The following is a 24,813-nucleotide window of genomic DNA, read 5'->3' as shown; positions in this document are numbered from 1 at the left end:
TCTGACCCTTTCTCAGCGAAGCATGAACTGCGGCGTCGGGTTGGTTGCGCTCGGATTGTTGCTTCCGTGCACCTGCGTATGGCAGTTCAGGCATGACCTGGCCTGGGTTACGTTGATACCGCTCTTGCCCGCCGCATTGACTGTCGGGGCTGTAACCTGTGCGCCTGCCACTTGCGGGATGAAACCGCCGTGCGGCGTATGGCACTGATGGCACAGGAACGGCGCGCGAACCTTGAGCAGGCTCTCCGCTACGGTGCCGTGCGGGTTGTGGCAGTTGCCGCAGTCTTCATCGACCGGCGAATGGTTATGCACGAACGGGCCGCGCTTCTCCATGTGGCAGGTGTAGCAGGTCTCGTTGACGCTGTTGCGCTTCATGAGCTTCGGGCTCACCGAGCCGTGCGGCTGGTGGCAGTCGGAGCAGGCCACCTTGCCTTCGAGGATCGGGTGGTGCGAGGGGCGGCTCACCTGAGCGCGCTGCTCCTTGTGGCAGGAGAAGCAGACTTCGAATTGCGTCTTCTTGTCGAGCACCTTGTCATGGCCGGCATGGACCGTGTGGCAGGAGGAGCAGGCCACGTCGCGTGTCTGGTGCGTGCTTCCGTCCCAGTGCGAACGATTGGCGTCTTTCTTGTGGCAGCTCAGGCAGGCACCGCTGCGCTGCTCGGCGGAGTTGGTGGAATTCCGGGAGAAGGTAACGTCGGGTTTCGGCGGCTTGTCCTTGCCCTTGTAGTCGGCATGCTTGTCGCTGTCACCGTGGCACTTGGTGCAGGTTGGCGTACGCTCATCGGCAGTCGTGCCATGGCGCGTCTTGCCGATCGCCAGCAGCTTCGGTGAATCCGCTTCGTCGTGGCAGGACGTGCATTTCGCATCGCCCTTGAGCACGAGGTCCTGCGCACCCGGTTTGGCGGCATCTGCCGCGAAGGCCGGCGCGACGCCAGCCACCCCTATCGCAAACGTCACTAGCGTGACGACTTTTTTCCAGAGCTTCATCAGCTTCCTCCCCATGGTTCACTTCGCTTTCTGCAATGGCTGGCTTCCAGCGAATGCAGTTCGTCATGCTCTGTCCACGTTCGGCCATCGGCACTACAACACGCGGATTTCCACACAGTTCGAAGGGTATCTACTCAAATACTTTTTCACAATTGCGTATGTTGTAAATCAAACGATGATTGCACGGACTTTTTGAAATTTTTGACGTTGGATAATTTTTCGATGAGTAGATGTGCGGCTCGGTCGAGTGCGTTTGCTCACAACATGAGACAAATTGAAAAACAAGCGTCATGCATATCTATTTGCGATCAAGTTTTCTCTAATTCGAGAACATCATTAGCGTTGGTTCGCCATTTCCCGTTTTGGTGAAACCAGTATCGCGGCCTGCCGCTCCCTCTGCCCGACGCACATCTCCACTCACAAGCATTGCCGCCATGGCACACGAGTGAAAAAAGCCATGAGTTATATGATCGCCGCTTCTCTAATTCGAGAATCAAAACAGGGCCTTTTCTCATACATGGATCAGCTGTTGTAAGGCGTCACAAAGTTTTATTTCACATCAATGGATTCAAAATTTTTCAAATGCGTGCGTTCAATGCAATTGCATGAAGTTGTATAAATGTCGCAACGCTGCCACAAAAGAAACTCGAATCGGCCGGCTACAAAACGAAGTGAATCCGGCTGCCGAATCGAATAAAAAAAGCATTCTGTAATCGCTTGCGGCTGCGCTGGTTGGCGGAGCCTGTAGTGGGAAGTGCTTGGGTTACAGCGGATGCATGAATTGATGTGAACCAAAGGGAGAAACTGATGAAGCTCTGGAAGAAGGTCGTCACGCTAGTGACGTTTGCGATAGGAGTGGCTGGCGTCGCGCCGGCCTTCGCGGCGGATGCCGCCAAACCAGGTGCACAGGACCTCGTGCTCAAGGGCGATGCGAAATGCACGTCCTGCCACGACGAAGCCGATTCGCCGAAGCTGCTGGCGATCGGCAAGACGAAGCACGGTACGGTCGCTGACGGAAGGACGCCAACCTGCACGAAGTGCCACGGCGACAGCGACAAGCACGCGAACTACAAGGGCAAGGATAAGCCGCCGAAACCCGACATGACCTTCGACAAGGGCTCAGCGAATCCGACGGAACAGCGTAGCGAGGTCTGCCTGAGCTGCCACAAGAAGGATGCCAAGCGCTCGCACTGGGAAGGCAGTACGCACCAGACGCATGACGTGGCCTGCTCCTCCTGCCACACGGTCCATGCCGGCAAGGACAAGGCGCTGAGCAAGAAGACCCAGACTGAAGTCTGCTTCACCTGCCACAAGGAGCAACGCAGCCAGGTCAATCGCATCTCGCACCATCCGATCCTCGAAGGCAAGGTGGCCTGCTCCGACTGCCACAATCCGCACGGTTCTGTCGGTCCGAAGCTGATGAAGGGTGACAGCGTGGTCGAGACATGCTACGCCTGCCACGCCGAGAAGCGCGGCCCGTTCGTGTGGAACCATGCGCCGGTCAGCGAAGACTGCGCCATCTGCCACAACCCGCACGGCAGCAACGTGGAAAGCATGCTGAAGACACGTCCGCCCTTCCTGTGCCATCAGTGCCACACACCGCACGGCGGCAACCTCGCGCAGCTGACCAACCAGTCTCCGCGTGCGACCAGCGTCGGCCGCAACGGCATCACATACACCCAGGGACGCGGTTGCGTGAACTGCCATACAGAGGTACATGGCGGAAACAACCCGGCGAACGCACAACCCACTCCGCAGTTCATGCTGCGTTAAGAACAGGGAGAACTGGTGATGAAAACCTCTAAACAGCAATTCGGCTTGAGCCAAAAGGTACTGGTGCTCGCCATTCTTGCCGCCTTCGGTCCCGCGCATGCGGACGACAGCATCAACGAGTTCATCAAGCCCGACAGCTCGGTACGTGTCGGTGTAGGTGGCGTGTCCGGCGACAGCAAGGACCGCGCATTGTTCGGCCAGTACAACGGCCTGCGCAATGACGACTACTACGGCCTGTTCGACGTCGATATCAACAAGCGCGATGACGCGACCGGCACCTGGACGAAGTTCAGGGGCAGCAACCTTGGTCTCGATACGCGCGAACTCGGTTTCGGCCAGCAAAAGCAAGGCGACTGGAAGTACTCGATCGAGTATGGTGAACTGGTGCGCAACTATCAGAACACCGTCAACACCGGCATGACCGGCATCGGTACGGACACGCCGACGATCCGGGCCCTCGCTGCGCCCGGCACAGGTACCGACGTGGATCTGCACACCAAGCGCAAGGCCGCCACGCTGAACTTTGGAAAATGGATTTCGCCGAACCTGCAGTTCGAAGCGAACTTCAAGAACGAAGACAAGGATGGCGCACGCGTTTTCGGCCGCGGCCTCAATTGCGGCACGATCAGCGGATTCACCCACATCTTCTGCGGCCCTGGCTCCTCGGGCGGCATCCTGATGCTGCCGGAACCGATCAATTCGACCACGCGCACGGCGGAAGCACGCCTGACGTTCACCGGCGACAAGTTCCTGATCAGCGCCGCGTACAACGGCTCGTTCTATGACAATGCGTTCGGCTCCCTCCGGCCGACTCTCAGCGGCAACCTGTACAACCCGAACGGCACGGTGCTCAACACCGCGACCGGACCGGGCAGCTATGTCGCGACGTACATGACGCAGCCGATGGCGTTGGCGCCGGATAACCAGGCGCACAAGTTCTCCATCCTGGGCAATTACACGTTCACGCCGTCCACCAAGGCCACCTTCAAGTACGCCTACACCTACGCCAGGCAGGATCAGGACTTTGCCAGCTCCGGCTTGACGGGCGGGCCTGCAGGCGTGCCCAACCTCGACGGACGTGTCGACACGCAACTGGCCCAGGTTGGTGTGACCTCACGCATCACGCCGAAGCTTGGCCTGCTGGCGAACGTGCGCTACGAGGACCGCAACAACAAGACCCCGGTCGCACTCTATGGCTGGAATGCCGGCGTGACGAACAGCCAGAACTCGCTGACCAAGCTGGACGGCAAGCTCGAAGCGAATTACCGCTTCGCGCCCGGCTACAGCGGCACGCTTGGCGTGGACTACGAGACGATGGACTATGGCGTCCCGGCGGCGACCTCGCAGCCCGGCGGCTATGACATCCTGCGCGAGAAGACGAACGACCTCGCCTATCGTCTCGAACTGCGCCGCAGCCTGTCGGAGACGTTCACCGGCGCCATCGGTTACATCCACAGCAAGCGTGACGGTTCCGACTGGCGCAATGCCGACGTGCAGGGTACGCCGGTCATCTCTGCCGCAGCGGCTGCACTGCTCGGCGAAGGCGGCCGTCCTGTGACGCCGACCATGTTCCAGGACCGCAAGCGCGACAAGATCCGCCTGTCGGCCGACTGGACACCGATGGAACGTGTCTCGCTGCAGTTCATCTACGAAGATGGCAAGGACAAGTTCGACTCCCCGCATAGCGGCGAGGTGAAGGGCCTGGAAGACAGCGATGCGAAGTTCTACGGCATCGATGCTTCCTTCGCGCTGTCCGACAACTGGAAGATGAACGCCTACTGGAACCAGGGCGAAGAGTCGATGCAGGTCAACCACACCTTGTACCTCGGCTCGCTGTCGAGCAAGACCGCGGCCTTCGGCCTCGGCCTGAACGGCAAGGTCTCCAGCAAGATCGAGCTGGGCGGCAACCTGACCGTAACGGACGACAAGTACAAGTACGCGCAAGGCCTCGCCGAAGACAATCCGGCTGCAACCATCGCAACCAACCAGGCGTTCCTGAACGCGACGGGTGGCTTGCCGGATACGTCCTATCGCGCGACCACGCTGAACCTGTTCGGCAAGTATGCGCTGCAGAAGAACGCGGACATCCGTCTCGACCTGATCCATCAGCGCGCGAAGTACAACGACTGGGCCTGGGGCTACGCCGGCGTTCCGTTCTTCTACTCCGACAACACCTCGCTCAGCGCGCAGCAACAGCAAAACGTCACGTTCATCGGCGTGAGCTACATCTACAAGTTCCAGTAACACAAGCTGTTCTCCTGATGTAACCCCTTGGCCGCTGAAGATTTCTTCAGCGGCCTTTTTCTTCTCCCCCCCTGCCACGACACGCAGCATTACGACACGCTGCCCCCGCTTTCACGCGCATCGGAATCGAGCCTATTTCCCGGCCTGCACGCACTCCCGCGCATCGCTCTATAATCGCCAGCAACCGGAAGTGACAGGAGACGCGACTGCGCCTCGGTCCCTCAGCATCGAGATGCATCCGGTAACGGGGCGAATCGTTATCAATCAGGCAAAACGGAAAAATGAAGCTGAAAAAGAAAATGTTCATCGCCATGGCGGTGGTCTGCGGCATCTTTGCAGCGGCTCTGGCGGTAGCCCTGAGCGGGATGAAAGATACGGCGGAAAAATTCGACACCTTCATCACCAAAGACCAGGCTTTCCTCTCCAGCAGCAACGCACTGTATGCCCAGGGCCTGCAAATGGGTCAGGCACTGCGCAACCTCGTGCTCGATCCAGCCAATACAAAGGCATACGCGAACCTGGACGACGCTTCGCGCGGCTTCTCCGACGCCATGAATGAAGCGCGCAATCTCGCGCGCAACGACCGGGATGCCCTCCAGGTGCTGGCCACGATAGGACAGTTGCGCGAGCAGCAGGCAAAAATCCAGCAGCAGATCGTCGGCTTCGCGAAGAGTGATCCTGCCGCGGCCATCGCCGCACTGAACAAGGATGAGACGCCGCTGTGGCGCCAGATGCGTGCGGAGCTGCTGGCGCTGGCAAAGTCGAAGAATGCGGCGGTCACCGCTGCCCGCTCCCGACTGGCCGAGGAGACGCATTCCCGCCTCGTGTCCAGCCTTGCGCTCGCCGCCATCGCACTGGCCGCCGGGGCAGGCATTGCCTTCTGGCTAACCCGCAACGTGATGCTGCAGCTGGGTGGAGAACCTGATTACGCCGTGCGCGTGGCGACCACCATCGCCTCCGGCGACCTGACCGCGCAGATCAGGCTGGACGACAGGGACCAAAGCAGCCTGCTGTTTGCCATGAAGACCATGCAGGACAGCCTGGCAGCGCTGGTGGCGAACGTGCGGAGCGGAACACAATCGATTGCCACGGCATCCAGCGAGGTTGCGGCGGGCAGCCAGGACCTCTCCGCGCGCACCGAAGAACAGGCGAGTTCGCTGCAGCAGACTGCATCCTCCATGGAAGAACTGACTTCCACCGTGAAGCAGAATGCGGAGAATGCGCAACAGGCCAACCAGCTTGCGCATGTCGCCTCGGATACCGCTTCCAGAGGCGGCCAGGTGGTGGCCGATGTCGTTCGCACCATGGGCTCCATCAGCGCGTCGGCAAGCAAGATTTCCGACATCATCGGCGTCATCGACGGCATCGCTTTCCAGACCAACATCCTGGCATTGAACGCGTCAGTGGAAGCGGCACGCGCCGGCGAACAGGGCCGCGGCTTTGCGGTCGTCGCCGGTGAAGTGCGTAACCTTGCACAGCGCAGCGCGGCAGCGGCAAGGGAAATCAAGGCGCTGATCGAGGAGTCGGTCGAGCAGGTTGGCGCCGGCAGCACGCTGGTCAATGAAGCCGGTGCAACGATGGATGAAGTAGTCCGCAGCGTCACGCGTGTCACCGACATCATGGAGGAAATCACGGCCGCCAGCCGGGAACAAAGTGCCGGCATCGAGCAAGTCAACCAGGCGATGATGCAGATGGACCAGGTGACGCAGCAGAACGCCGCGCTGGTAGAGGAAGCCGCCGCGGCAGCAGAGTCGATGCAGCTCCAGGCGGCGCAACTGAATGCGATGGCCAGCGCCTTCAGGCTGGCCCAGGAATCCGCCGCGCCCGCGCTTTCGCAACAGGCGTCGCGCATCGCCCTTCCGTCCTGACACCGACGACCGCGTTGCAGGGTTCCTGTTGCATGTCAAGGGAATCGGAAATTTCCGCCGCCAGCCGCATGCGCCGTTCCGCTGGTGGACTATAACGAAATCAGGCAAACGCGGCAGTGACGGTACGAGGAACAGCATTAACGCCGCCAATACCGCCGAGACGTGTAATTCCAGACTCTTCCGGGGCATCTCCTCCCGCTCTGGAGGCGACTGCAGGTATATCGAGCATGCAGTTTTTGGGGCGCAGTTGATGCGCCCCTTTTTTATCGCCGACTGATATGTGCGCCGATGTGCCCGCCGACGCGGCCAAATTCGCGCCAAACGCCCGCAGGTTGCATTTTCTGGCGCAAGCCGATAAACCCCATCCAGACGTGACTCGATACGCCCATCGACGCTAGAATGTGCTCTGGCGGCGCAGTGCCTTGCAGCTCCGTTCAATCCTCCGGCGGCAAGGGCATGCCGGCATCGCAACGACCATCTATCCCTCATGCAGAACACGCAACAACATCTGGCCGAGCAGGACTGGAACCAGTCCCGATTGAGCGACGAAGTACGGACTCCCGCGATGAAGCTCTGGCAGTATGACCAGCCGGCGGTGGTTCTCGGCCGCTCGCAGCATGCGATGCTGACAGCGAATCCGGCGCTCTCGCAGGCCGGCATCGATATCGTCCTGCGACATGCAGGCGGCGGCGCCGTCCTCGTCGGTCCGTGGATGCTGAGTGCATCCGTCGTCTTGCCCGCTTCGCACCCGCTGGTCACGCCCAGCACGGCAAGAAGCTATCAGTGGATCGGTGATCTTTATGCGTCGGTGCTTGCGGCGGCCGGCGTGAAGACGCATGTCCTCTCCCCCGAGGAAGCGCATGCATGGAAACAGGAAAATCGTGCGTCTTCCGTCGAATGGGCCTGCTTCGGCGGCCTTTCGCCGGGCGAGCTGGTTGTCGATGACAGGAAGATCGTGGGCTTTGCGCAGGTGCGCAAGCGCAACGGCATCCTGCTGGTCGCAGGCATCCTGCTGACCAACACGGACTGGCCGCTGCTGTGCAGCGTGATGGGAAAACCGGAAGAAGATGCCGCAACCCTGGCGCGCTGCACGATCTCCTGCGCGGAGCAGCTCGGGCGTGAACTTTCGGTGACGGACCTCGCCGCATCGCTCGGTGCGGCGCTTGAAGAAGCGATCCACGCCGGCGAGTAGCCGGTACGGAACCGCCCGAATCCCCACTGGCCCCTCAAGCCCAGGGAAACGCCATCATCGGGTCAGCACCACCTTCTGGTACAGGCCGCCGAAAAAGGTTTCCTTCTTCATGTCGGAGAACGTGATGTCTTGCGGCAGGTAAGTCTGGATCTCGTTGTTCCACAGGTCGTCCGCATACGGCTCAAGGCGCTTGAGCAGCGCGCGCAACGGATGGCGAACCGGGTTCCAGTTGTCCGGCCTGTGGTAATCGACCACGATCACCTTCCCGCCCGGCTTGACCACGCGGCAGGCCTCGGCCAACGTGCGCCGGCGCACATCCTCCGGCTGCTCGTGTAAAAGGAAGAACACCAGTACGCGTTCGTAGCTGGCATCGGCGAAGCCGAGCGCCGCCGAGTCGCGCTGGATCAGGGACACCCGCATGTCCGCGGGAAGCTTGCGCTTCAGGTTCTGCAACTGGATCGGCAGCACGTCGATAACATGCAGCTTGCCATCATCAGCGATGCGTTCGCGCAGGCGCGGCGTGAGATCGCCATAGGCGCAGGCAACCTGCAATGTGGCGCCCTTCGCGTCGACGCCGATATCATCCAGCGCCGCGTCGCGCAGTGCAGAGTAATTCCCGAACAGGATCAGGTTGACCAGCCATTCGCGCTCGAAGACCCTGACCGCGTTCGGGTGCACGTACGCCCACCAGTAGATCTTTTGCAGGTAGGCCGGCACGGTGATGCGCATCGGGGTTTTGTCAAATTCAATGGGTGCAGAAAAATCAAAAGGCTGTGCCACGCCCTGTTCTGATATCAGATTATTCATTCTCCAGGTTCCTTATAGTCAGCCGACAAGAGGTGTGCGGTGCCTCGCAGGCACTCGATACAGGTCTTGCCTCCCTGTTTCGCTTCCGCGTGATTCGTCCTGGTTTCGGCCCTGCCCTTGTAGCCTCCTGCATTCGCGATAACGGAATGCGGCAGGACCCGTCTCCCTTTTCCCCGCCACGTGCGTGCATCCTGCGCGCACATCGGGTCAATCACCTGCGGTCTTCGGCAGCGGCCATTTTCCCGATTTCGAGACACGTCACAAGAATCGGGAATTGAAAACATCAGCGCAGCCACACTCCGCAGCCCCGTTTGACAGCAAAAACGCCCGCCCACAGGCGGCAGCCGTCATCAGATCATCCGTGCCCTTCTTTTGGATGTTCTGTAGGACATAGTATGCAAGCGCTGTACCAGCTTTTCTTGTGCACTGCGGGGTGGCGGGACTTCAGCCAGCCATAACGCAGAACGGCGCCGAGCCGTCGCGGAAGGCATGGTCGTGAAAGGAATACGCGGAATGTGAGTGATGCAATCCGTGATCGTGCGATCACATGCGCTGCTGATGGGGGGATGTGTGATGCGCATGCCGGGCGCGGTCCGGTGACACCGGAAGCCGCCCCGGCACGGGGGGTGTTACTTGTGCGTCGAGTTGATACGGACCTTCAGGCCTGTCGCGCCCGGCGCCACCGGATCGCTGCTGCCCTCGAGATCGCCCGGTGCGGGCGTCGCGCTACCGGACTTCGACACACGCGCGCTGACCACGACCCTCGGATAATTCGAGAGTCTCGCTTCAGGCGTCATGCTCATGCTGTCGTCGAGCACGAACTTGAAGGGCAGGTCCTTAACTTGCGCGCGTACGACGGCGAGCGGGAAGCGCGGCCCTTCGGCAGCGCGTGCGAAGATGAAGACAGCATCCGAGTCCGACGCTTTCGCACGCAGGGCGGGGTCGATATCAACGGTGCCCTCCACCTTCATGCCGCTGGCGGCCTGCGGTGCCTGAGCTGCCTGCCCCGCGCCGGACTGGGCGGCGGGCGGTAATACCAGTTGCGGCTCGCCCATCAGACCTTTGGCTTCATTGATGCTTCCCAGAACGGAACGCGCGACCTCGGAATCGCGCGGCACGACGTCCAGGATTTTTTGCCAGTACTCCGCTGCATGCGCATAGTCCTTGCGGTCGAACGCCGCACTGCCGGCAAGTGCCAGTGCCTTGACGTTCTTCGGGTCAATCGTGAGCGCCTGCTTGATCAGCTTTTCCGGTTCGCCCTGCAGGCTGCGGTCATTTGCCATGGCAAGCGCATCGGCATAATCGGTCAGCACCGAAGCGTCGTTCGGCGCCAGCTTGACGAGATGTTCATAGGCCTTGGCGGACTCCGGATAGCGGCCCATGGCGGCGTAGGTACGCGCCAGCATGTTCCAGCCTTCCGCGTTATTCGGATCGTTCTTGAGGCGGTCCGCGAGCTTGGCCACCATGCCTTCGATCTGCTCGGGCGTGAGCTGGTGCGAACTGTCGTCCGCCGCAACCAGGTTGGCCGGATTCAGCCCTGCCGGATTGCCGATGGCCATGTAGATCCCGACCGCGAGCACCGGCACGACGATAGCGACAGCCACGGCAGACCAGCGCATGCTTGCGCCGCTGGTATGGACCGAGGTATCCGGCTTGACCTCTTCGGCGACGCGGCGTTCGAGCTCGTGCCGGGCGCTTTCATAGGCAAGCGGCTCGATCAGCCCGCCCTCGAGATCTGCGTCGAGCTCGCGCAACTGGTCGCGCAGCACGGCGAGGTTGAGCTGGTCGCGCTGGACATGCTCGGTCGTCACGCGCTCCTTGCGCAGCAGCGGCATCAGCAGGAAGGCCAGCGCGGTCGCCATCAGTAGCGTGGCGCCAATCAGAAATGCGGTCATGCTTGATCCTTGGAATTGTTCGTGTCTTTCAGCAGGCTCGCGGCGCGCTTGAGGTCTTCTTCCGGCACGTTGTCAGGCGTCGCATTGCGGCGCTTGAGCTTGGCCATCAGCACGCCGATCCCGACCACCAGCAGCAGGAAGGGACCGAACCACAACAGCCAGGTCGTTTCCTTGACCGGCGGCTTGTAAAGGACGAAGTCGCCGTAGCGATCCACCATGTAATTGATGACTTCCTTGTCGGACATGCCGGCGGCGAGCTTTTCGCGCACCTGGTTCTTGAGGTCGATGGCGAGGTCGGCGTGGGAGTCGGCGATCGTCTGGTTCTGGCACACGAGGCAGCGCAACTGCTCGGTCAGGTCCAGCATCCGCTTCTCCAGCGCGGGATCGGCAGCCGCCGGCGGCGCTTCCTTTGCCTGCGCGCCGAGGGAAAGGACGAGCATCAGGAACAGAACGAATTTACGCACGCTGCAACTCCTTGATCATGGGCAGGAGCTTTTCGGCGATCGCCTGCGGCGTAATGGGACCGGTGTACTTCATCCGGATCACACCGTTCTTGTCGATCACGAAAGTCTCCGGCACGCCGTACACGCCGTAGTCGATACCGACGCGTCCGTCGTTGTCAAAACCCGAGACGGTGTAAGGATTGCCGAACTGGTTGAGCCAGCCCATGCCGTCATCACGCTTGTCCTTGTAATTGAGGCCGACGATGGGCACAACGTTGGCCTTGGCAAAGTCCATCAGCACCGGATGCTCCTCGCGGCAGGACACGCACCACGATGCCCATACATTCAGCAGCCAGACCTGCCCCTTCATGTCGGCCGGCGAGATGGTCTTGTCCGGCGCCTGGAGCTGCGTCAGCTTGAATGCCGGCGCCGGCTTGCCGATGAACGGCGACGGAATCTCGCGCGGATTGAGGCGAAGGCCGATGGCAAGAAAGACCATCAGGGCAATGAATACGCCAAGAGGAAGAAGAAATCGTTTCATGTGCTTTGTTTCGAGGGGGTTGGTTGGTCCACGGAAGACACGGAAAGCACGGAAAAGTCATGTTTCATTTTTTTGTGCTTCGTGTGGACTATCCAGGTTTTTGATTCATGCACGCTGCTTCAAGAAAATTGTTCGGTCCACAAAAAACCCAAAACACACACAAAGCTCATCGTTAACATTTCCGTGCATTCCGTGTCTTCCGTGGACAAATCCAATTCCTGATTCAAGCGCTCACCGGCTCTGCCACCGCTACTTGCTCCGCCACGCGCTTGCGCGCGGCGACACGATAGCGGCGATCCGACGCGGCCAGCAGACCGCCGAAGGCCATGATCAGGCAGCCCGCCCAGATCCAGGAGACGAAGGGCTTGTGCTGCACGCGCACGACCCAGGCGCCGTCGTTCGTTTCCTCGCCGAGCGACACGTAAAGGTCGCGCGTGAAGCCGCGGTCGATGCCGGCTTCGGTCATCGGCATGCGCTGCACCGTGTACATGCGCTTCTCCGGCATCAGCGTGGTGACCGGCTTGCCGCCATAGGTGATATCGAAAGTCGCCTGGGCCGCCACGTAGTTCGGTCCCTTGATTTCCTGCAGGTTCTTGAAGGCGAAGGTATAGCCGTTCACGGTCGTGGTATCGCCCACGCGCATGCTGACGTCCTTGGCTTCATCGAGGCCCTTGACAAGCGTGACGCCCACCACGAACACGCCGATGCCGGCGTGCGCGACCAGCATGGCCCAGTAGCTTCGCGGTTCGCGCGAAAGGCGTTTCCAAAGCGACATACCCTTCGGCGCATGGCGGGCGCGCTCAATCATGTGCGCCGCGGAGCCGAACAGGATCCAGATGGCGAAGGCAAGGCCCGCGGTCACCATCGGGGATGCTGCGAGAACCAATGCGATCGCCAGTGCCAGGCCGACCGCCACCAGCGCAACCCAGCGCAGGCGGCGCAGCAGGTCAGGCACCGAGGCTTCCTTCCAGCGCGCGAACGGGCCGATGGCCATCAGCACCAGCACCGGAATCATCAGCGGCACGAACACCGCCTCGAAGTACGGCGGCCCGACGGAAATCTTGCCGAGGTTGAGGGCATCGAGGAACAGCGGATACAAGGTGCCCAGCAGCACGGTGCCGGAGGCGACCAGCAGCAGCACGTTGTTCACCAGCAGCAACGATTCGCGCGAGACCAGTGCGAAACGGCCACCCAGCCCGACGCTCGGCGCGCGCCACGCATACAGCGTGAGCGAGCCGCCGACGACGAAGACCAGGTAGACCAGGATGAACATGCCGCGCTCGGGGTCGGTGGCGAACGCATGCACCGAGGTCAGCACGCCGGAGCGGACCAGGAAGGTGCCCAGCAACGACAAGGAGAAGGCGATGATCGCCAGCAGCACGGTCCAGTTCTTGAAGCTGCCGCGCTTTTCCGTCACGGCGAGCGAATGCACCAGTGCGGTCCCGACCAGCCACGGCATGAAGGAAGCGTTTTCCACCGGATCCCAGAACCACCAGCCGCCCCAGCCGAGTTCGTAATAGGCCCAGAAGCTGCCCATGAAAATGCCGAGCGTCAGGAACATCCAGGCAACCGCGGTCCAGGGGCGCGACCAGCGTGCCCAGGCGGCATCGAGCTGGCCGCCCATCAGCGCGGCGATCGCGAAGGCAAATGCCACCGAGAAGCCGACATAACCCATGTACAGCAGCGGCGGGTGGATGATCATGCCGAAGTCCTGCAGCAGCGGGTTCAGGTCGCGGCCATCCACCGCGCCCGGCAGCAGGCGCTCGAACGGATTGGAAGTGAACAGCAGGAAGGCGAGGAAGCCGACGCTGATCAGGCCCATCACGCCAAGTACGCGCGCCACGGTCTGATCCGGCAACTGGCGGCTGAAGCGCGACACGGCAAAGGTCCAGACGGCCAGCATCTGGATCCACAGCAGCATCGAACCTTCGTGGCCGCCCCATGCGCCGGCGATGCGGTAGTAGATCGGCAGCCTGGAGTTGGAGTTGGAAGCCACGTAGCTCACCGAGAAGTCATTGGTGACGAACGCATAGACGAGACAGCCGAACGCTGTCGTCAGCAAGAGGAACTGCGCCGCGGCGGCGGGACGCGCCAGCGACATCCAGCGCTGGTTGCCCGTGAACGACCCGACGATCGGGAGTATGCCTTGCACCAGCGCCACGCACAGCGCGAGGATGACGGCAAAATTGCCAAGTTCAGGAATCATTTATTTCGCGTCCTTTGCCATGTTGCCGGCTGCGGCTTTCTGTTTGGCCTCCTGGCCCTTCTTCATTGCATAGGCGGCATCCGGAGGCATGTAGTTTTCATCATGCTTGGCCAGCACTTCGTCCGCGACGAAGTTGCCATTCTGGTCAAGCTTGCCCTGCGCCACTACGCCCTTCCCTTCCTTGAACAGGTCGGGCAGGATGCCTTTGTAGGTGACGGGCAGTTTCTGTGCCGTATCGGTGACGATGAAGCTTACGGTGACGCCGTCGGTCTGGCGCTTGAGGCTACCGTTTTCGACCATGCCGCCGATGCGAAAGCTCCGCCCCTTGGGTGCTTCGCCGGTCAATACCTGGGTGGGCGTGAAGAAAAACACCATGTTCTGCTTGAATGCCGACAACACCAGCCATGCCGCAAGACCCAACGCGCCCAGACCTGCCGCAACCAATACCAGGCGCTTATGCCTTGTTTTCATCGTTTTCCCTCCGAGTATTCCGTATCCAGCGGCTGTATTGCCTGAGCAGGTTCTTGCGGCGCGCGCGCACCGAGAGCACTTCCGCGCCGAGCAGTGCGATAGTCATCAGCACGGAGCCCCACACATAGAGCGCGTAACCGCCCATTGCGAAAAATTCGCTCCAGCTATGCCAGTTCATGCATTCTTCTCCACGTATTCCTTCACCCAGTCGGTATGGCGCTCGCGTTCGAGCATGATGCAGCGCACGCGCAGCAGGGTCATCATGATGGCATAAGCCCAGGAGGCCAGCGCCAGGATCAGCATGCCTGCCAGCATCGTCATCGCCATGCTCGGCGCCTTGGTCATGCTGACTGAGGAGCCCTGGTGCAGGGTGTTCCACCATTGCACGGAAAAATAGATGATCGGCACGTTGACAACGCCCACCAGCGCCAGTACGGCGCCCGCCTTGTCGGCGCGGCGCACGTCATCGATCGATGCCTGCAGGGCCATGAAACCGATGTAGAGGAACAGCAGAATCAGTTCGGAAGTCAGGCGCGCATCCCAGACCCACCAGGTTCCCCAGGTCGGCTTGCCCCACAGCGCACCGGTCCAGAGGGCGAGGAAGGTGAACATCGCTCCGGTCGGGGCCAGCGCGGTCGCCATCATCGAGGACAGGCGGGTGTTGAGCACGAGTCCGACGGCGGACCAGAATGCCATCACGCAGTAGATGAACATCGACATCCAGGCGGCGGGCACGTGGATAAAGATGATGCGGTAGGCATCGCCCTGCTGGAAATCAGTCGGCGCCAGCACCAGGCCTATATACATGCCGATGATGCCGAGGACGACGGCGGCGGTCGCAAAGAAGGGAATCATTTTTCCCGCTAATGGGAAAAACGTTTGTGGTGATGCGTATTTGAAGAACCTGAACCCGCTAGCTTCCAGATTGCCGGAGAGAAGATGGTCTGACGTGGACACTTCTGCAATACTCCAATGATATTTTTTATGATACTGCTTTCGAGGTCGACGAAAGTTTAACCCCGCCGCCCTTCCCAAATTCGGGAATGCATCCTACAGCAAATCGCTCTAGCCCGCCGCACAGCTGCGTTTTCAAGCCCAAATCCATGCCTGGCCGAATTTTTCTGCAATGAAAGCAATCGCTATGCCACGAGTTTCATCCAGGTGACAGGATCGGCCACGGATATGCGGATGTTACCCGACTGTCGGTCGATATTCCGCATATTCCTGCTCGCAAGCCTGCCAGCAAAATTAGTCATTCCAGTGCAATCCTGAGCCCCGCGGCAGTCGCCCAGGGCGTTAGTGCTGCCGCGCCTGCCAAGGCACCGCCAAGCAGGAGCAAGTGCGCAGAGGCGCCGACACCAGAAGCTTCCGCCCCCACCGCGCCTGCGCCAAAAATCAACACCGGGATGTACAGCGGCAGCACCAGCAGTGACACAAGCACGCCGCCGCCGCGCACACCGAGCGTCAGCGCCGCGCCGATCGATCCGATCAGGCTGAGTGATGGCGTGCCCAGCAGCAGGCTGACGAACAGGACCACGACCGATGAAACCGGCAGGTCGAACTGGATCGCCAGCACCGGCGCCAGCAGCACCAGCGGAAAGCCGGATACCAGCCAGTGCGCAATGACCTTGCCGATCACGATCACGGTCAATGGCTCGGACGACAACACCATCTGCTCCAGCGTACCGTCGGCGAAATCCAGCGCGAACAGGCGGCCCAGTGCGAGCATGGAGGCCAGCAGCGCCCCGACCCAGAGAATGCCGGGCGCCATGGTGCGCAGCAAGGCGGGTTCAGGGCCTACGCCCAACGGGAACAAACTGGCGACGATAATGAAGAAAAACAAGGTCGTAAGGACATCGGAACGGCGACGAAAAGCGAGCAACAGGTCGCGCCGGACAACACAGAGCAGCACTTTCAGCATAGGCGCCCCTGGTTCATGTCCAGGCACAGCGAGCGCCGCGCCGAGGAGAGGTCGACTTCCTGGTGCGTGGTGTAAATGACCATGCCACCGCACGCGAGATGCTTGTCGATCGTGCCACACAGTGCCTTGACGGCGCTGACGTCGAGCGCGGTGAACGGCTCGTCGAGAATCCACAAGGGCATCGCCAGGCCGAGGCTCAGGCGGGCCAGTGCGACGCGCTTGCGCTGGCCTTGGGACAGGGCGCGCGTCGGCAGGTCCGCCGCGCGCGCAAGTCCGAGCTGGTCCAGCGCCTCGTGCGCTTCATCGCTGGTCACCGGCCGGCCCATGAGCGTTGACGAAACGACCAGGTTCTCCCACGCGGCGAGATCATCCTTCACGCCATTCGCATGGCCGAGGTAGATGAGCTTGCTGCAGAATTCATCGCGCAGGCTGCGGATATTGCGCCCGTCCCAGCGCACCTCGCCCTGTGCCGGCGCCGACAGGCCGCACAGGATGCGCAGAAGACTGGTCTTGCCGCTGCCATTGGTGCCGGCAACGCGCATCGCATCGCCAGGCTGGATTTCAAAATTGATATCGGCGAAAAGTTGCAGGTCGCCGCGGATGCAGCCGAGTTGATGGGCCTGAAGCGTCATTCGCGTCCTTTGCCGGTGCGGCGTGAAGGCTGCGCGCAAGACTGCGCCTCAAGCAGAAAACATGTGGCCATAGACAGATCAGATTAAACAGAAACGCGCCGCACAGGATCGCGCCGAATGATACGCGAAACCGCGTTTCCGGCAAGAATGCATATTATGTGCCATCTTGCGCTTGCGTGCCCGCAAAACCGTTATGTGCGAGGAAAATGAATTGACTCAGGTCACCATTAGGAGCGGTGCGCTGCGCAGGAGTTCCGGACGGGCAAAAAACCAGTCGGGCGCGAGCGGACCTGCTGACAGCGAAAGGATTTCACCGGCCGCCATCTGCCCGGCCGGCGCGCTGCGCAAACTGCGTCAGGCGGCCAGCATGCCGCCCATGCGTTCGTAATCGAGGATCCTGATGCGGCGCCCGGTCACGGCGATCAGCCCGTCCGAAGAGAAGTCGTGCAGCAAGCGCGACAGGGTTTCCGGCGTCAGGCTCAGACGCGAGGCGATCAGCGTCTTGCTGGCGATGAGTTCCACGCAGTCGCCAGCCTGGTACTGGCTCTGGCGCAGCAGATAACCTGCCAGGCGCTGCTTTGCGGTTTGCAGTGAATAGCTTTCGATATCGCGCACGAGCGTGTAGAGCTGGCGCCCCACGCAGACCATCAGCTCCTGCGCGAAGCCGAAGTTTTCGCGCGCGATTTCCATCACCTTGTCGCGCGAGGTATGCAGCAGCATCGAGTCGGTGGTGGTCTTGACGAAGGCAAGGTGCGCGCGGTCGAGCAGCATTTCGCCCAGGCCGAAGCATTTGTTCTGGCCGAGGATGGCGAGCGTCTTCTCGCTGCCGTCCTTGCGGTCGAAGCCGATCTTCACCTGTCCGTACACCACAATGTACACGCCTTTCGGCGCATCGCCCTGATTGACGACACAGGTATTGGTGGAGGCGCGGATCGGCTGGGTGGCGACAGTGATGTCATCGAGCTGCCGCTCGTCGAGCATACGGAAGAGCGAGGTATTGGCAAGAATGCGTCTCAGGTTCTGCATGGTGTCATCTCGCGGCGATCGAACACGTTCTATTCTCATTTTCAAAAACCTCGTTACTGACAATCGGAATCCGCACCACCCGAGAAGACTGCGATGGACTGCGTTCCTGCGATACCCGCCAGTCCACGGCAAGCTTCCGGCCCCGTCGCCCTCCCAGAGAGAAGCACGCATGGCCGCAACTGATCTCCCTCCCGCCGACCATGCCATACCCATCGGGTCAACGCCGCTGTGAGCGACCGTTGAAATCAAACGACCATTGCGAATATGCAAGCTTCGCGCCAGCCCGTTTGAGAGAAATCAAGATCCCCCCAAGGATAGCGTGGTCGTTACATTTTTTAATGATCCAGATCAATTTTTCCGGAATGCCTCGATAAAAGGAAAGAAAGTGCCTTCGCGCCGCCACAAAATGCGCGCGGCGGCACGGCGGAATGCAGTCATTCCGGCGCCTGACAGACGCACCCGGACGCCTTGCCTTCGCTACTGCCTGACAGCGCAATGCCTTGCATGACGTTTCCGTTCGGCATACTCCTTGCTTTTAGCCAACCCGGGAATCGCTTCCATTCTTGTGCAGCGCGCATGGAAGGCGAAGCACCCGGCAACTTATTTTCCGCACAGGGTTTTATGAACGACATCATTTCGAAAGACATCGAAAACACCACTTACGATGAACTGACCGTCGGACAGTCGGCGCGCCTCGTGCGCACGCTGTCGCTTTCGGATATCCAGGCGTTCGCCGCCGTCTCGGGCGACTACAACCCGACGCACGTCGACGCGGAATTCGCGGTCAAGACCCTGTTCCACGGCGTAGTGGCCCACAGCATGTGGGGCGCCACCCTCATCTCCAGCCTGCTCGGCACACAATTTCCCGGCGCCGGCACGGTGTATGTCGACCAGTCGCTGCATTTCATGCTGCCGGTGCGGGTGGGCGACACGCTGACGGTCGTCGTCACCGTCACCGCGAAGGACGATCTCACCAAGCGCGTCACGCTCGACTGCAGGGTCGCCAACCAGACTGGAAAGACCGTGCTGGCCGGCACCGCGGTCGTGCTCGCACCGACCCGCAAAGTCTCGCGCCATGCCATGCCCATGCCGTGGGTGCACACCTTCGATCCGCAGGCGCGCCTCGACGCCCTGCTCTCCAGCGTGCGCCACCTTGCGCCCGTGCGCTGCGCGGTCGTGCATCCCTGCGATCCGGAGTCGCTGCGCGGCGCGCTGGACGCGGCACGCCATGGCCTGATCGAGCCCGTGCTGATCGCGCCGGAAGCGAAGCTTCGTGCGGTCGCCGACGCCACGGAACTGGATCTGGGCGGCATTGAGATCCGCCCGGTCGAGCACAGCGTCGCGGCCGCCGAACGCGCAGCGGAAATGGCGGCCAACGGCGAAGTCGAAGCACTGATGAAAGGCAGCCTGCACACCGATGAACTGATGCATGCGGTAGTGACCACGCGCGCCCTGCGCACCAAGCGCAGGCTGTCGCATGTGTTCCGCTTCGACGTGCCCATGTACGAGAAGCCGCTGCTGATATCGGACGCCGCACTCAACATCAAGCCGTCGCTGGAAGAAAAGGTCGACATCATCCAGAACGCGATCAATCTCTCGCACGCGCTCGGCAACACCCGTCCGAACGTGGCGATCCTGTCCGCGGTGGAGACCGTCAATATCAAGATGCAGTCCACGCTGGACGCGGCGGCCCTGTGCAAGATGGCGGACCGCGGCCAGATTACCGGCGGCAACCTCGACGGCCCGCTCGCCTTCGACAACGCGGTGTCGATGGAAGCGGTGCGCATCAAGGGCATCGAATCGACCGTGGCCGGCAATGCGGACATTCTGATCGTTCCTGACCTGGAGTCCGGCAACATGCTGGCCAAGCAGCTTGAATACCTGGCCGGCGCCACCACTTGCGGCGTGGTGCTCGGCGCGCGCATACCGATCGCGCTGACCAGCCGCGCTGACGGCGCCAATGCACGCGTCGCATCGGCGGCCCTGGCGATGATGCTTGCGCACCATAACCGCAAGGTGCAGCCATGAGCGACTCCCTGGACGCTATCCTCGCGGTCAATGCTGGCTCATCCTCGCTCAAGTTCGCGCTCTATCCGCAGCATGGACGGGAAATCGGCGCAGCGCGTTTTTCCGGAAACATCGAGGGGCTGGAAGCGGGCGGCGCGCCGGTCGTGAAAGTATCCGGCAAGGACGGCAGCACGATCCATACACTGGAACCCGGCGACGGTTGCCCGCACGACCGCGCGCTGACCGCGCTCGACCTGGTACTGAAGCAGCATGCCGAGGGCATCCGCATCACGGCCATTGCGCATCGCATCGTGCACGGGGGCGAGCGACTGTCCGAGTCGGTCGTGCTGAACGACGAGATGCTGGCCTACCTGACCTCGCTCTCGTCGCTTGCTCCCTTGCACCAGCCGCACAACCTGGCGGGCGTGCGGGCCTTCCGCAGGAGTTTCCCCAAGCTGCCGCAGGTCGGCTGCTTCGACACTGCCTTCCATGCGACCTTGCCGCAGACCGAGTACCTGTTTGCCTTGCCGCAGGCATTGCGCGAGATGGGCATCCGCCGCTACGGCTTTCATGGCCTCTCCTACCGCTATGTCGTCGACCGGCTGTTCGAGCACTCGCCGCGCGCGCACGGCCGCGTCGTGGTCGCCCACCTCGGTAACGGCGCGAGCGCCTGCGCGGTGCAGGACGGAAAAAGCGTCGCTACTACCATGGGCTTCTCGGCGCTCGACGGCCTGATGATGGGCACGCGCAGCGGCGAGGTAGATCCCGGCGTATTGCTGCACCTGCTGCGCGGCGGATGGAGCCCGGAACAACTGGAGCGCATGTTGTATCGCGAGTCAGGGTTGCGCGGCGTGTCCGGCATCTCGGCGGACATGCGCACGCTGCGTGCGAGCGACGTTCCGGCGGCGAAGCTTGCCATCGAGATTTTCACGCATCGCCTCGTGCGCGAGTGCGGTGCCCTCGCGTCCTGTCTTGGCGGCCTCGACGTGATTGCATTCACCGGAGGCATCGGCGAGCATGACGCGGCATTGCGGCGGGACACCTGCCAAGCACTGGCCTATCTCGGTGTGCAGATCGATGAAGTTGCCAATCGGGAGGCCACGGGCGACGCGATCCGCGCCATTCACGCGCCGGAAAGTGGCGTCGAAGTGTGGGTGGTGCCGACTGACGAAGGGCGCGTCGCTGCGCAGGATGCTGCGCGATTGACCAGCTAGACAGAATCGTTTCACGCAGGAAGGGAACGGAGCGCATCACGGTGCGCTCCGTTTTTTCTTGTCGGTCTTCTCGCTTTCACGCCATCCCGCTTCGCGAAAAAAAAGCCGCCCGGCAAAGGGCGGCGAAAGAGGAGACATCCAATGCATTCTTGACGAATAGGCCCGCCAAGAATTCCGTGATTCCATGCAGTGGCCGCGCGGGGACACAGCAATAAGCATGCAAGCCCTCGGGCGGAATTCGGGCATGCGTGCGCTCGAATCCTGCGTGGCATTCCGATGTCCTGAAACCTGTCGGGCGCATCGTTCTGCTTGCCTACTCCATAGCAAATTGCGGGCCAACAATGAAACACACCGGATATGGCTGTTCCAAATCAAAAAAAACGCCTCAGCCTGGTCGATCCGCTCCGTTTCGCTTCCCGAATTCGGGATGCTGCTCCTGATCGCGAGAACTTCGCTGATGCCTTCGTTGCTGCACCCCATACCGGCCTCGCTCCGAAGCACGACGACAGCGAAGGCTCGCGTTTTACAAGCAGGTGGTAAGCATTACAGCGTGGCGTCCGGCAAAACGAAGCCACCCATACCGAAACAGCCCGCATTACGGGCCGCAGGATCCTGCACGTGGCATTCCAGCGCCATGTCGTGACTGGCACATGCGTTGCATCGCGGTGCAGGCAATTCGGTCGTGTGACCGCCGTTCATTTCACAAGGAGACATATCATGCGAGTAGCTGATGCAATGTCACGCGATGTGCGCGTGGCCAACCCCGACCAGAGCCTGCTCGACGCGGCAAAGATGATGGCCGAAGGCGATTACGGTGTGCTGCCCGTGGGCGAGAATGACCGCCTGGTCGGCATGCTGACCGACCGCGACATCGTGGTGCGCGGCATTGCCGAGGGCAAGACCGGCGATACGAAGATCAGGGACGTGATGAGCGAGGACGTTAAGTACTGCTTCGAGGAAGACGACCTCGATGATGTAGCGCGCAACATGGGTGACCTGCAGATCCGCAGGCTTCCGGTCGTCAACCGCGACAAGCGCCTGACGGGCATCGTTTCCCTTGGGGATATCAGCACCACGTCGGGCGAGATGCAACCGGCCGGCGAAGCGCTCTCCTCCATCTCCGAGCAGGGTTCGCAGCATGCCGGCAGCCAGGCACGTCCGCATTAGGCTGCAGCTGTCAATGGTGCAATCGCCGGTTTAGGAACGCCATCAGCCCTTTCCTGTTCTTGTGCTCCGCCTCATAGGACCGGATCTTTTCGATGTCTCGGCTCGACAGCGAATCGAGCCGGTCGCGGATCTGCGGAATGGTGAGGGTCTGGTAATCCTTGATGGGCAGGCCGCGATCCGGCGACCTGCCCTGCCGGTCCTTGGCCCTTTCCTCTTTTGTCTCGCCGTACTCTGCGCGCTGCTTGTTGACGATGCGGGCAGCGACTTCTTCCTCGCGCCCCTTGTAGCGCCCTTCCTGCTGGAAGCGGCGTTCCAGTTTCTTGAACTCGCCTTCGCGCTTCTGGTTTGCTCCTGCGGGCATGGCACGCCTCCTCGAATAAGGTGACAACAGTCATGCCTTGCATATTGCGTGCCTTTGGCAAAGGCACAGGCAGGATCACTCGCGCGGGCCGGGCTTGTGCACCATGACGGGAACCTTGCTGTGGATCAGCACCTTCAGCGTTTCGCTGCCCAGCACTTGCGCCGAATCACCCCTCCAGCCGTGCGAGGCCATGAAGATCAGGTCGCAATGCGACTGCTCGGCCGCCTTGACGATGGCGAGATAGGGCTCGTCCGACTTGATCATCTTGCAGGTACACGGCACTTCTTCGGCCAGCGCGCTGTTTGCCACGAAGGAAAGATATTCGTCGCCGAATTTCTCGAACAGTGCCTGCCGCCGCTCCGGATAATGCGGATCGTGATGCACCCAGGCTTCCAGCTGGTCCTGGTGCGGCGCGGGAATGACGTAGATGCCGACCACCGTCGCCCCGGTATTCTTCGCGAACAGGATGCCGCTGTGCACGGCTTTCTGGGAAAGTTCCGACCCGTCGGTCGGCAGGAGTATGTGTTTGTACATGATGAATGCGTTCTATCCAGTTTGTCGGGCTGCCATGTAATCAGCTTAGACGCATGGCCGGTACCGGTTTGACATGCGTCAACTGTTTGCCAGAATCATCCTCCGATCTGGCGGAAGGGATCGAGTGCGAGGTCGATCAGGCGGCGCTCCCGAACCACGATCTCGGCCGTCGCCGTCATACCGTAACGCAAGGGATATTTCGTGTCCCCGACCTGGTAGTAATCCTGGTCCAGCCGGACACGTCCCTCGTAGACCGGCTGCTTATCCTGCCCCGAAGGCTTTGTCGCCGGGGAAATGAAATCGAGCCTGCCGTTAATGATGCCGTAGCGCTGGTAGGGAAAGGCGTTGAACTTCAGCTTCACCGGCAACCCTTCGCGCAGGAAGGCGCGGTCATGCTCGGCAATCTCGACCTTCAGCACCGGGCGCGCATTCTTCGGCGCGATGCCACCAAGCGGCGTGTTGGCCTGGACCTTGTCGCCGGGCTGCGTGGAAGTCACATCCGTGATCACGCCATCCACCGGCGCGAGGATCAGCAGGAAATTGTCCTTGTCAATGTTCTCGAAGCGGATCCGCGCAGCCGCGTCGGCAACCAGGCGCGCCGTCTGCACCTGGAGCCGCAGTTTCTCTTCTGCATTCGCCATTTCCTTTGCTGCCGCGTCATATTGCAGTTGCAGCTTGGTCAGTTCCTGGCCGCTGGTTTCCAGCTGCGAGCGCGCCTGCTCGAACTGCTGGCTTTGCCGCACGCTTGTTTCGCTCAGCCTGGACTGCGCGACACGCAGCGCATTTTCCGCCGCCTGCAGTGCGTTCTTCTTGCTCTCCACTTGCAGCTGCGAGACGCCACCGCCGCCGGTCATGGAAAACAGGCGCTGGTACTTGTCCGCCTCCAGCTTCGCGGCATCGCGCGCGCGGCGCGCCTCCTCCAGGTTGGTGCGCGCTTCCTGCAATTGCGCCCGCTGTTCCTCGGCCAGCTTGGACGTTCCTTCCGAGACGCGCTGCGAGTGTTGATGCTCTTCCAGTTCCATGGCCTGTTTCAGCGCGGCCACCTTGCGTTCCATGAGTGCCTTCTTTTCCGGGAACTGTTTCCATTCCCGCTCCGCATCTTCCAGCTTGAGCTGTGCTTCGAGCGCATTCTTGGCTGCCTCGATCGCGCCGCGCGCATTCAGCCGCGCCAGCGTATCGCCCTTCGACACCGGCTGACCCTCGGCGATATACAGGTTCGCCAGTTCGCCGTCGATCGGCGCATAGAAACGCCGCACTTCCGATTCCGGCGTGAGCGCGCCCTGCGCAGTCACAATGACGTCCGCGCTGCCGAAGAAGGACCACAGCAATGCGACGAAGACAAGCCCGACCATGATGTAGACCGTAGCGTGCGTGAAGCGCCACGGCTCCGCAGTCAGGATCGCAATGCCCTCGGCGCTGTGGTCTTCGAGGGCTTCGGTCAGTGGTTTGAGGTGGATGGGGTTTGCCATGGCTTCTACTCGCTGTGTTCTCCTTCCAGTGCGTCTACAAGGACTTCTACAAGTG

The 24,813-nt window shown here is 61.3% G+C and carries 22 protein-coding genes; 7 read left to right on the top strand and 15 right to left on the bottom strand.

The genetic code is table 11. The features are described 5' to 3' along the window. Window positions 1–12 precede the first annotated feature (12 nt). Complete coding sequence (locus tag VJ698_RS24470) at window positions 13–987, bottom strand: DmsE family decaheme c-type cytochrome (RefSeq protein ID WP_324105441.1); 975 nt, start codon at window positions 985–987, stop codon at window positions 13–15. 807 nt (window positions 988–1,794) lie between these two features. Between VJ698_RS24470 and VJ698_RS24465 the strand changes: the two genes are divergently transcribed. The 4 genes from VJ698_RS24465 (at window position 1,795) to VJ698_RS24450 (ending at window position 8,064) form a co-directional block, all read left to right on the top strand. Further along, window positions 1,795–2,760, top strand: a complete 966-nt coding sequence (locus VJ698_RS24465) for a DmsE family decaheme c-type cytochrome (protein WP_324105440.1) — start codon at window positions 1,795–1,797, stop codon at window positions 2,758–2,760. Between the two features lie 18 nt (window positions 2,761–2,778). After that, window positions 2,779–5,004, top strand: coding sequence for an MtrB/PioB family decaheme-associated outer membrane protein (locus VJ698_RS24460; RefSeq protein WP_324105439.1), 2,226 nt, complete (start codon window positions 2,779–2,781; stop codon window positions 5,002–5,004). Window positions 5,005–5,285: 281 nt separating this feature from the next. Continuing rightward, complete coding sequence (locus tag VJ698_RS24455; RefSeq protein WP_324105438.1) at window positions 5,286–6,872, top strand: methyl-accepting chemotaxis protein; 1,587 nt, start codon at window positions 5,286–5,288, stop codon at window positions 6,870–6,872. A 487-nt stretch (window positions 6,873–7,359) separates the two neighbouring features. Next, window positions 7,360–8,064 carry a lipoate--protein ligase family protein gene (locus VJ698_RS24450; protein ID WP_324105437.1) on the top strand — a complete coding sequence of 235 codons (705 nt, stop codon included), beginning with the start codon at window positions 7,360–7,362 and terminating at the stop codon, window positions 8,062–8,064. A gap of 54 nt (window positions 8,065–8,118) precedes the next feature. Here the strand turns inward: VJ698_RS24450 and rquA are convergent, their stop codons facing one another. The 11 genes from rquA to VJ698_RS24395 form a co-directional block, all read right to left on the bottom strand. Then, complete coding sequence (gene rquA, locus VJ698_RS24445) at window positions 8,119–8,871, bottom strand: rhodoquinone biosynthesis methyltransferase RquA (RefSeq protein ID WP_324105436.1); 753 nt, start codon at window positions 8,869–8,871, stop codon at window positions 8,119–8,121. A 629-nt stretch (window positions 8,872–9,500) separates the two neighbouring features. After that, window positions 9,501–10,766: a c-type cytochrome biogenesis protein CcmI gene (gene ccmI, locus VJ698_RS24440; protein WP_324105435.1), complete on the bottom strand. Its 1,266-nt coding sequence runs from the start codon at window positions 10,764–10,766 to the stop codon at window positions 9,501–9,503. Then, the gene (locus tag VJ698_RS24435) at window positions 10,763–11,230 is read right to left on the bottom strand and encodes a cytochrome c-type biogenesis protein (RefSeq protein WP_324105434.1); all 468 of its coding nucleotides are present in this window, start codon (window positions 11,228–11,230) and stop codon (window positions 10,763–10,765) included. Before VJ698_RS24435 ends, ccmI begins: the two co-directional genes overlap by 4 nt. Beyond that, window positions 11,223–11,750: a DsbE family thiol:disulfide interchange protein gene (locus tag VJ698_RS24430; RefSeq protein WP_324105433.1), complete on the bottom strand. Its 528-nt coding sequence runs from the start codon at window positions 11,748–11,750 to the stop codon at window positions 11,223–11,225. The genes VJ698_RS24435 and VJ698_RS24430 overlap by 8 nt, the downstream gene beginning before the upstream one ends. A gap of 223 nt (window positions 11,751–11,973) precedes the next feature. Beyond that, window positions 11,974–13,956 carry a heme lyase CcmF/NrfE family subunit gene (locus VJ698_RS24425; protein WP_324105432.1) on the bottom strand — a complete coding sequence of 661 codons (1,983 nt, stop codon included), beginning with the start codon at window positions 13,954–13,956 and terminating at the stop codon, window positions 11,974–11,976. Further along, window positions 13,957–14,427, bottom strand: a complete 471-nt coding sequence (gene ccmE, locus VJ698_RS24420) for a cytochrome c maturation protein CcmE (RefSeq protein ID WP_324105431.1) — start codon at window positions 14,425–14,427, stop codon at window positions 13,957–13,959. Further along, window positions 14,411–14,605 (bottom strand): heme exporter protein CcmD, encoded by a 195-nt coding sequence (ccmD, locus tag VJ698_RS24415; protein ID WP_324105430.1) that lies wholly within the window; start codon window positions 14,603–14,605, stop codon window positions 14,411–14,413. Before ccmD ends, ccmE begins: the two co-directional genes overlap by 17 nt. Continuing rightward, window positions 14,602–15,282 carry a heme ABC transporter permease CcmC gene (gene ccmC / locus VJ698_RS24410; protein WP_324105429.1) on the bottom strand — a complete coding sequence of 227 codons (681 nt, stop codon included), beginning with the start codon at window positions 15,280–15,282 and terminating at the stop codon, window positions 14,602–14,604. The genes ccmD and ccmC overlap by 4 nt, the downstream gene beginning before the upstream one ends. Window positions 15,283–15,679: 397 nt before the next feature. Continuing rightward, entirely contained in the window at window positions 15,680–16,348 is a 669-nt protein-coding gene (gene ccmB / locus VJ698_RS24405; protein WP_324105428.1) for a heme exporter protein CcmB, read from the bottom strand. After that, a complete protein-coding gene (ccmA, locus tag VJ698_RS24400; RefSeq protein WP_324105427.1) occupies window positions 16,342–16,980 on the bottom strand; it encodes a cytochrome c biogenesis heme-transporting ATPase CcmA in 639 nt (212 codons plus the stop codon). Before ccmA ends, ccmB begins: the two co-directional genes overlap by 7 nt. Before the next feature lie 354 nt (window positions 16,981–17,334). Next, a complete protein-coding gene (locus VJ698_RS24395; RefSeq protein WP_324105426.1) occupies window positions 17,335–18,006 on the bottom strand; it encodes a Crp/Fnr family transcriptional regulator in 672 nt (223 codons plus the stop codon). 621 nt (window positions 18,007–18,627) lie between these two features. Here VJ698_RS24395 and VJ698_RS24390 point away from each other — a divergent pair. The 3 genes from VJ698_RS24390 to VJ698_RS24380 all read left to right on the top strand — a co-directional run bounded on the left by VJ698_RS24390 (window position 18,628) and on the right by VJ698_RS24380 (window position 22,394). Further along, window positions 18,628–20,034, top strand: a complete 1,407-nt coding sequence (locus VJ698_RS24390; protein ID WP_324105425.1) for a bifunctional enoyl-CoA hydratase/phosphate acetyltransferase — start codon at window positions 18,628–18,630, stop codon at window positions 20,032–20,034. Next, window positions 20,031–21,227, top strand: coding sequence for an acetate/propionate family kinase (locus tag VJ698_RS24385; protein WP_324105424.1), 1,197 nt, complete (start codon window positions 20,031–20,033; stop codon window positions 21,225–21,227). Before VJ698_RS24390 ends, VJ698_RS24385 begins: the two co-directional genes overlap by 4 nt. A 717-nt stretch (window positions 21,228–21,944) precedes the next feature. Further along, window positions 21,945–22,394, top strand: a complete 450-nt coding sequence (locus VJ698_RS24380) for a CBS domain-containing protein (RefSeq protein ID WP_324105423.1) — start codon at window positions 21,945–21,947, stop codon at window positions 22,392–22,394. 10 nt (window positions 22,395–22,404) lie between these two features. Here the strand turns inward: VJ698_RS24380 and VJ698_RS24375 are convergent, their stop codons facing one another. The 3 genes from VJ698_RS24375 to VJ698_RS24365 form a co-directional block, all read right to left on the bottom strand. Continuing rightward, entirely contained in the window at window positions 22,405–22,755 is a 351-nt protein-coding gene (locus VJ698_RS24375) for a hypothetical protein (RefSeq protein ID WP_324105422.1), read from the bottom strand. Window positions 22,756–22,830: 75 nt separating this feature from the next. Then, window positions 22,831–23,289 carry a universal stress protein gene (locus VJ698_RS24370; protein WP_324105421.1) on the bottom strand — a complete coding sequence of 153 codons (459 nt, stop codon included), beginning with the start codon at window positions 23,287–23,289 and terminating at the stop codon, window positions 22,831–22,833. 95 nt (window positions 23,290–23,384) lie between these two features. Next, complete coding sequence (locus tag VJ698_RS24365) at window positions 23,385–24,758, bottom strand: HlyD family efflux transporter periplasmic adaptor subunit (RefSeq protein ID WP_324105420.1); 1,374 nt, start codon at window positions 24,756–24,758, stop codon at window positions 23,385–23,387. Between the last annotated feature and the right edge of the window lie 55 nt (window positions 24,759–24,813).

Origin of the sequence: Noviherbaspirillum sp., assembly GCF_035254685.1 — a bacterium.
Lineage (GTDB): Bacteria > Pseudomonadota > Gammaproteobacteria > Burkholderiales > Burkholderiaceae_D > Noviherbaspirillum.
The sequence above is the reverse complement of the archived record's forward strand: the minus strand, read 5'-3'. Positions and strand labels throughout refer to the sequence as shown.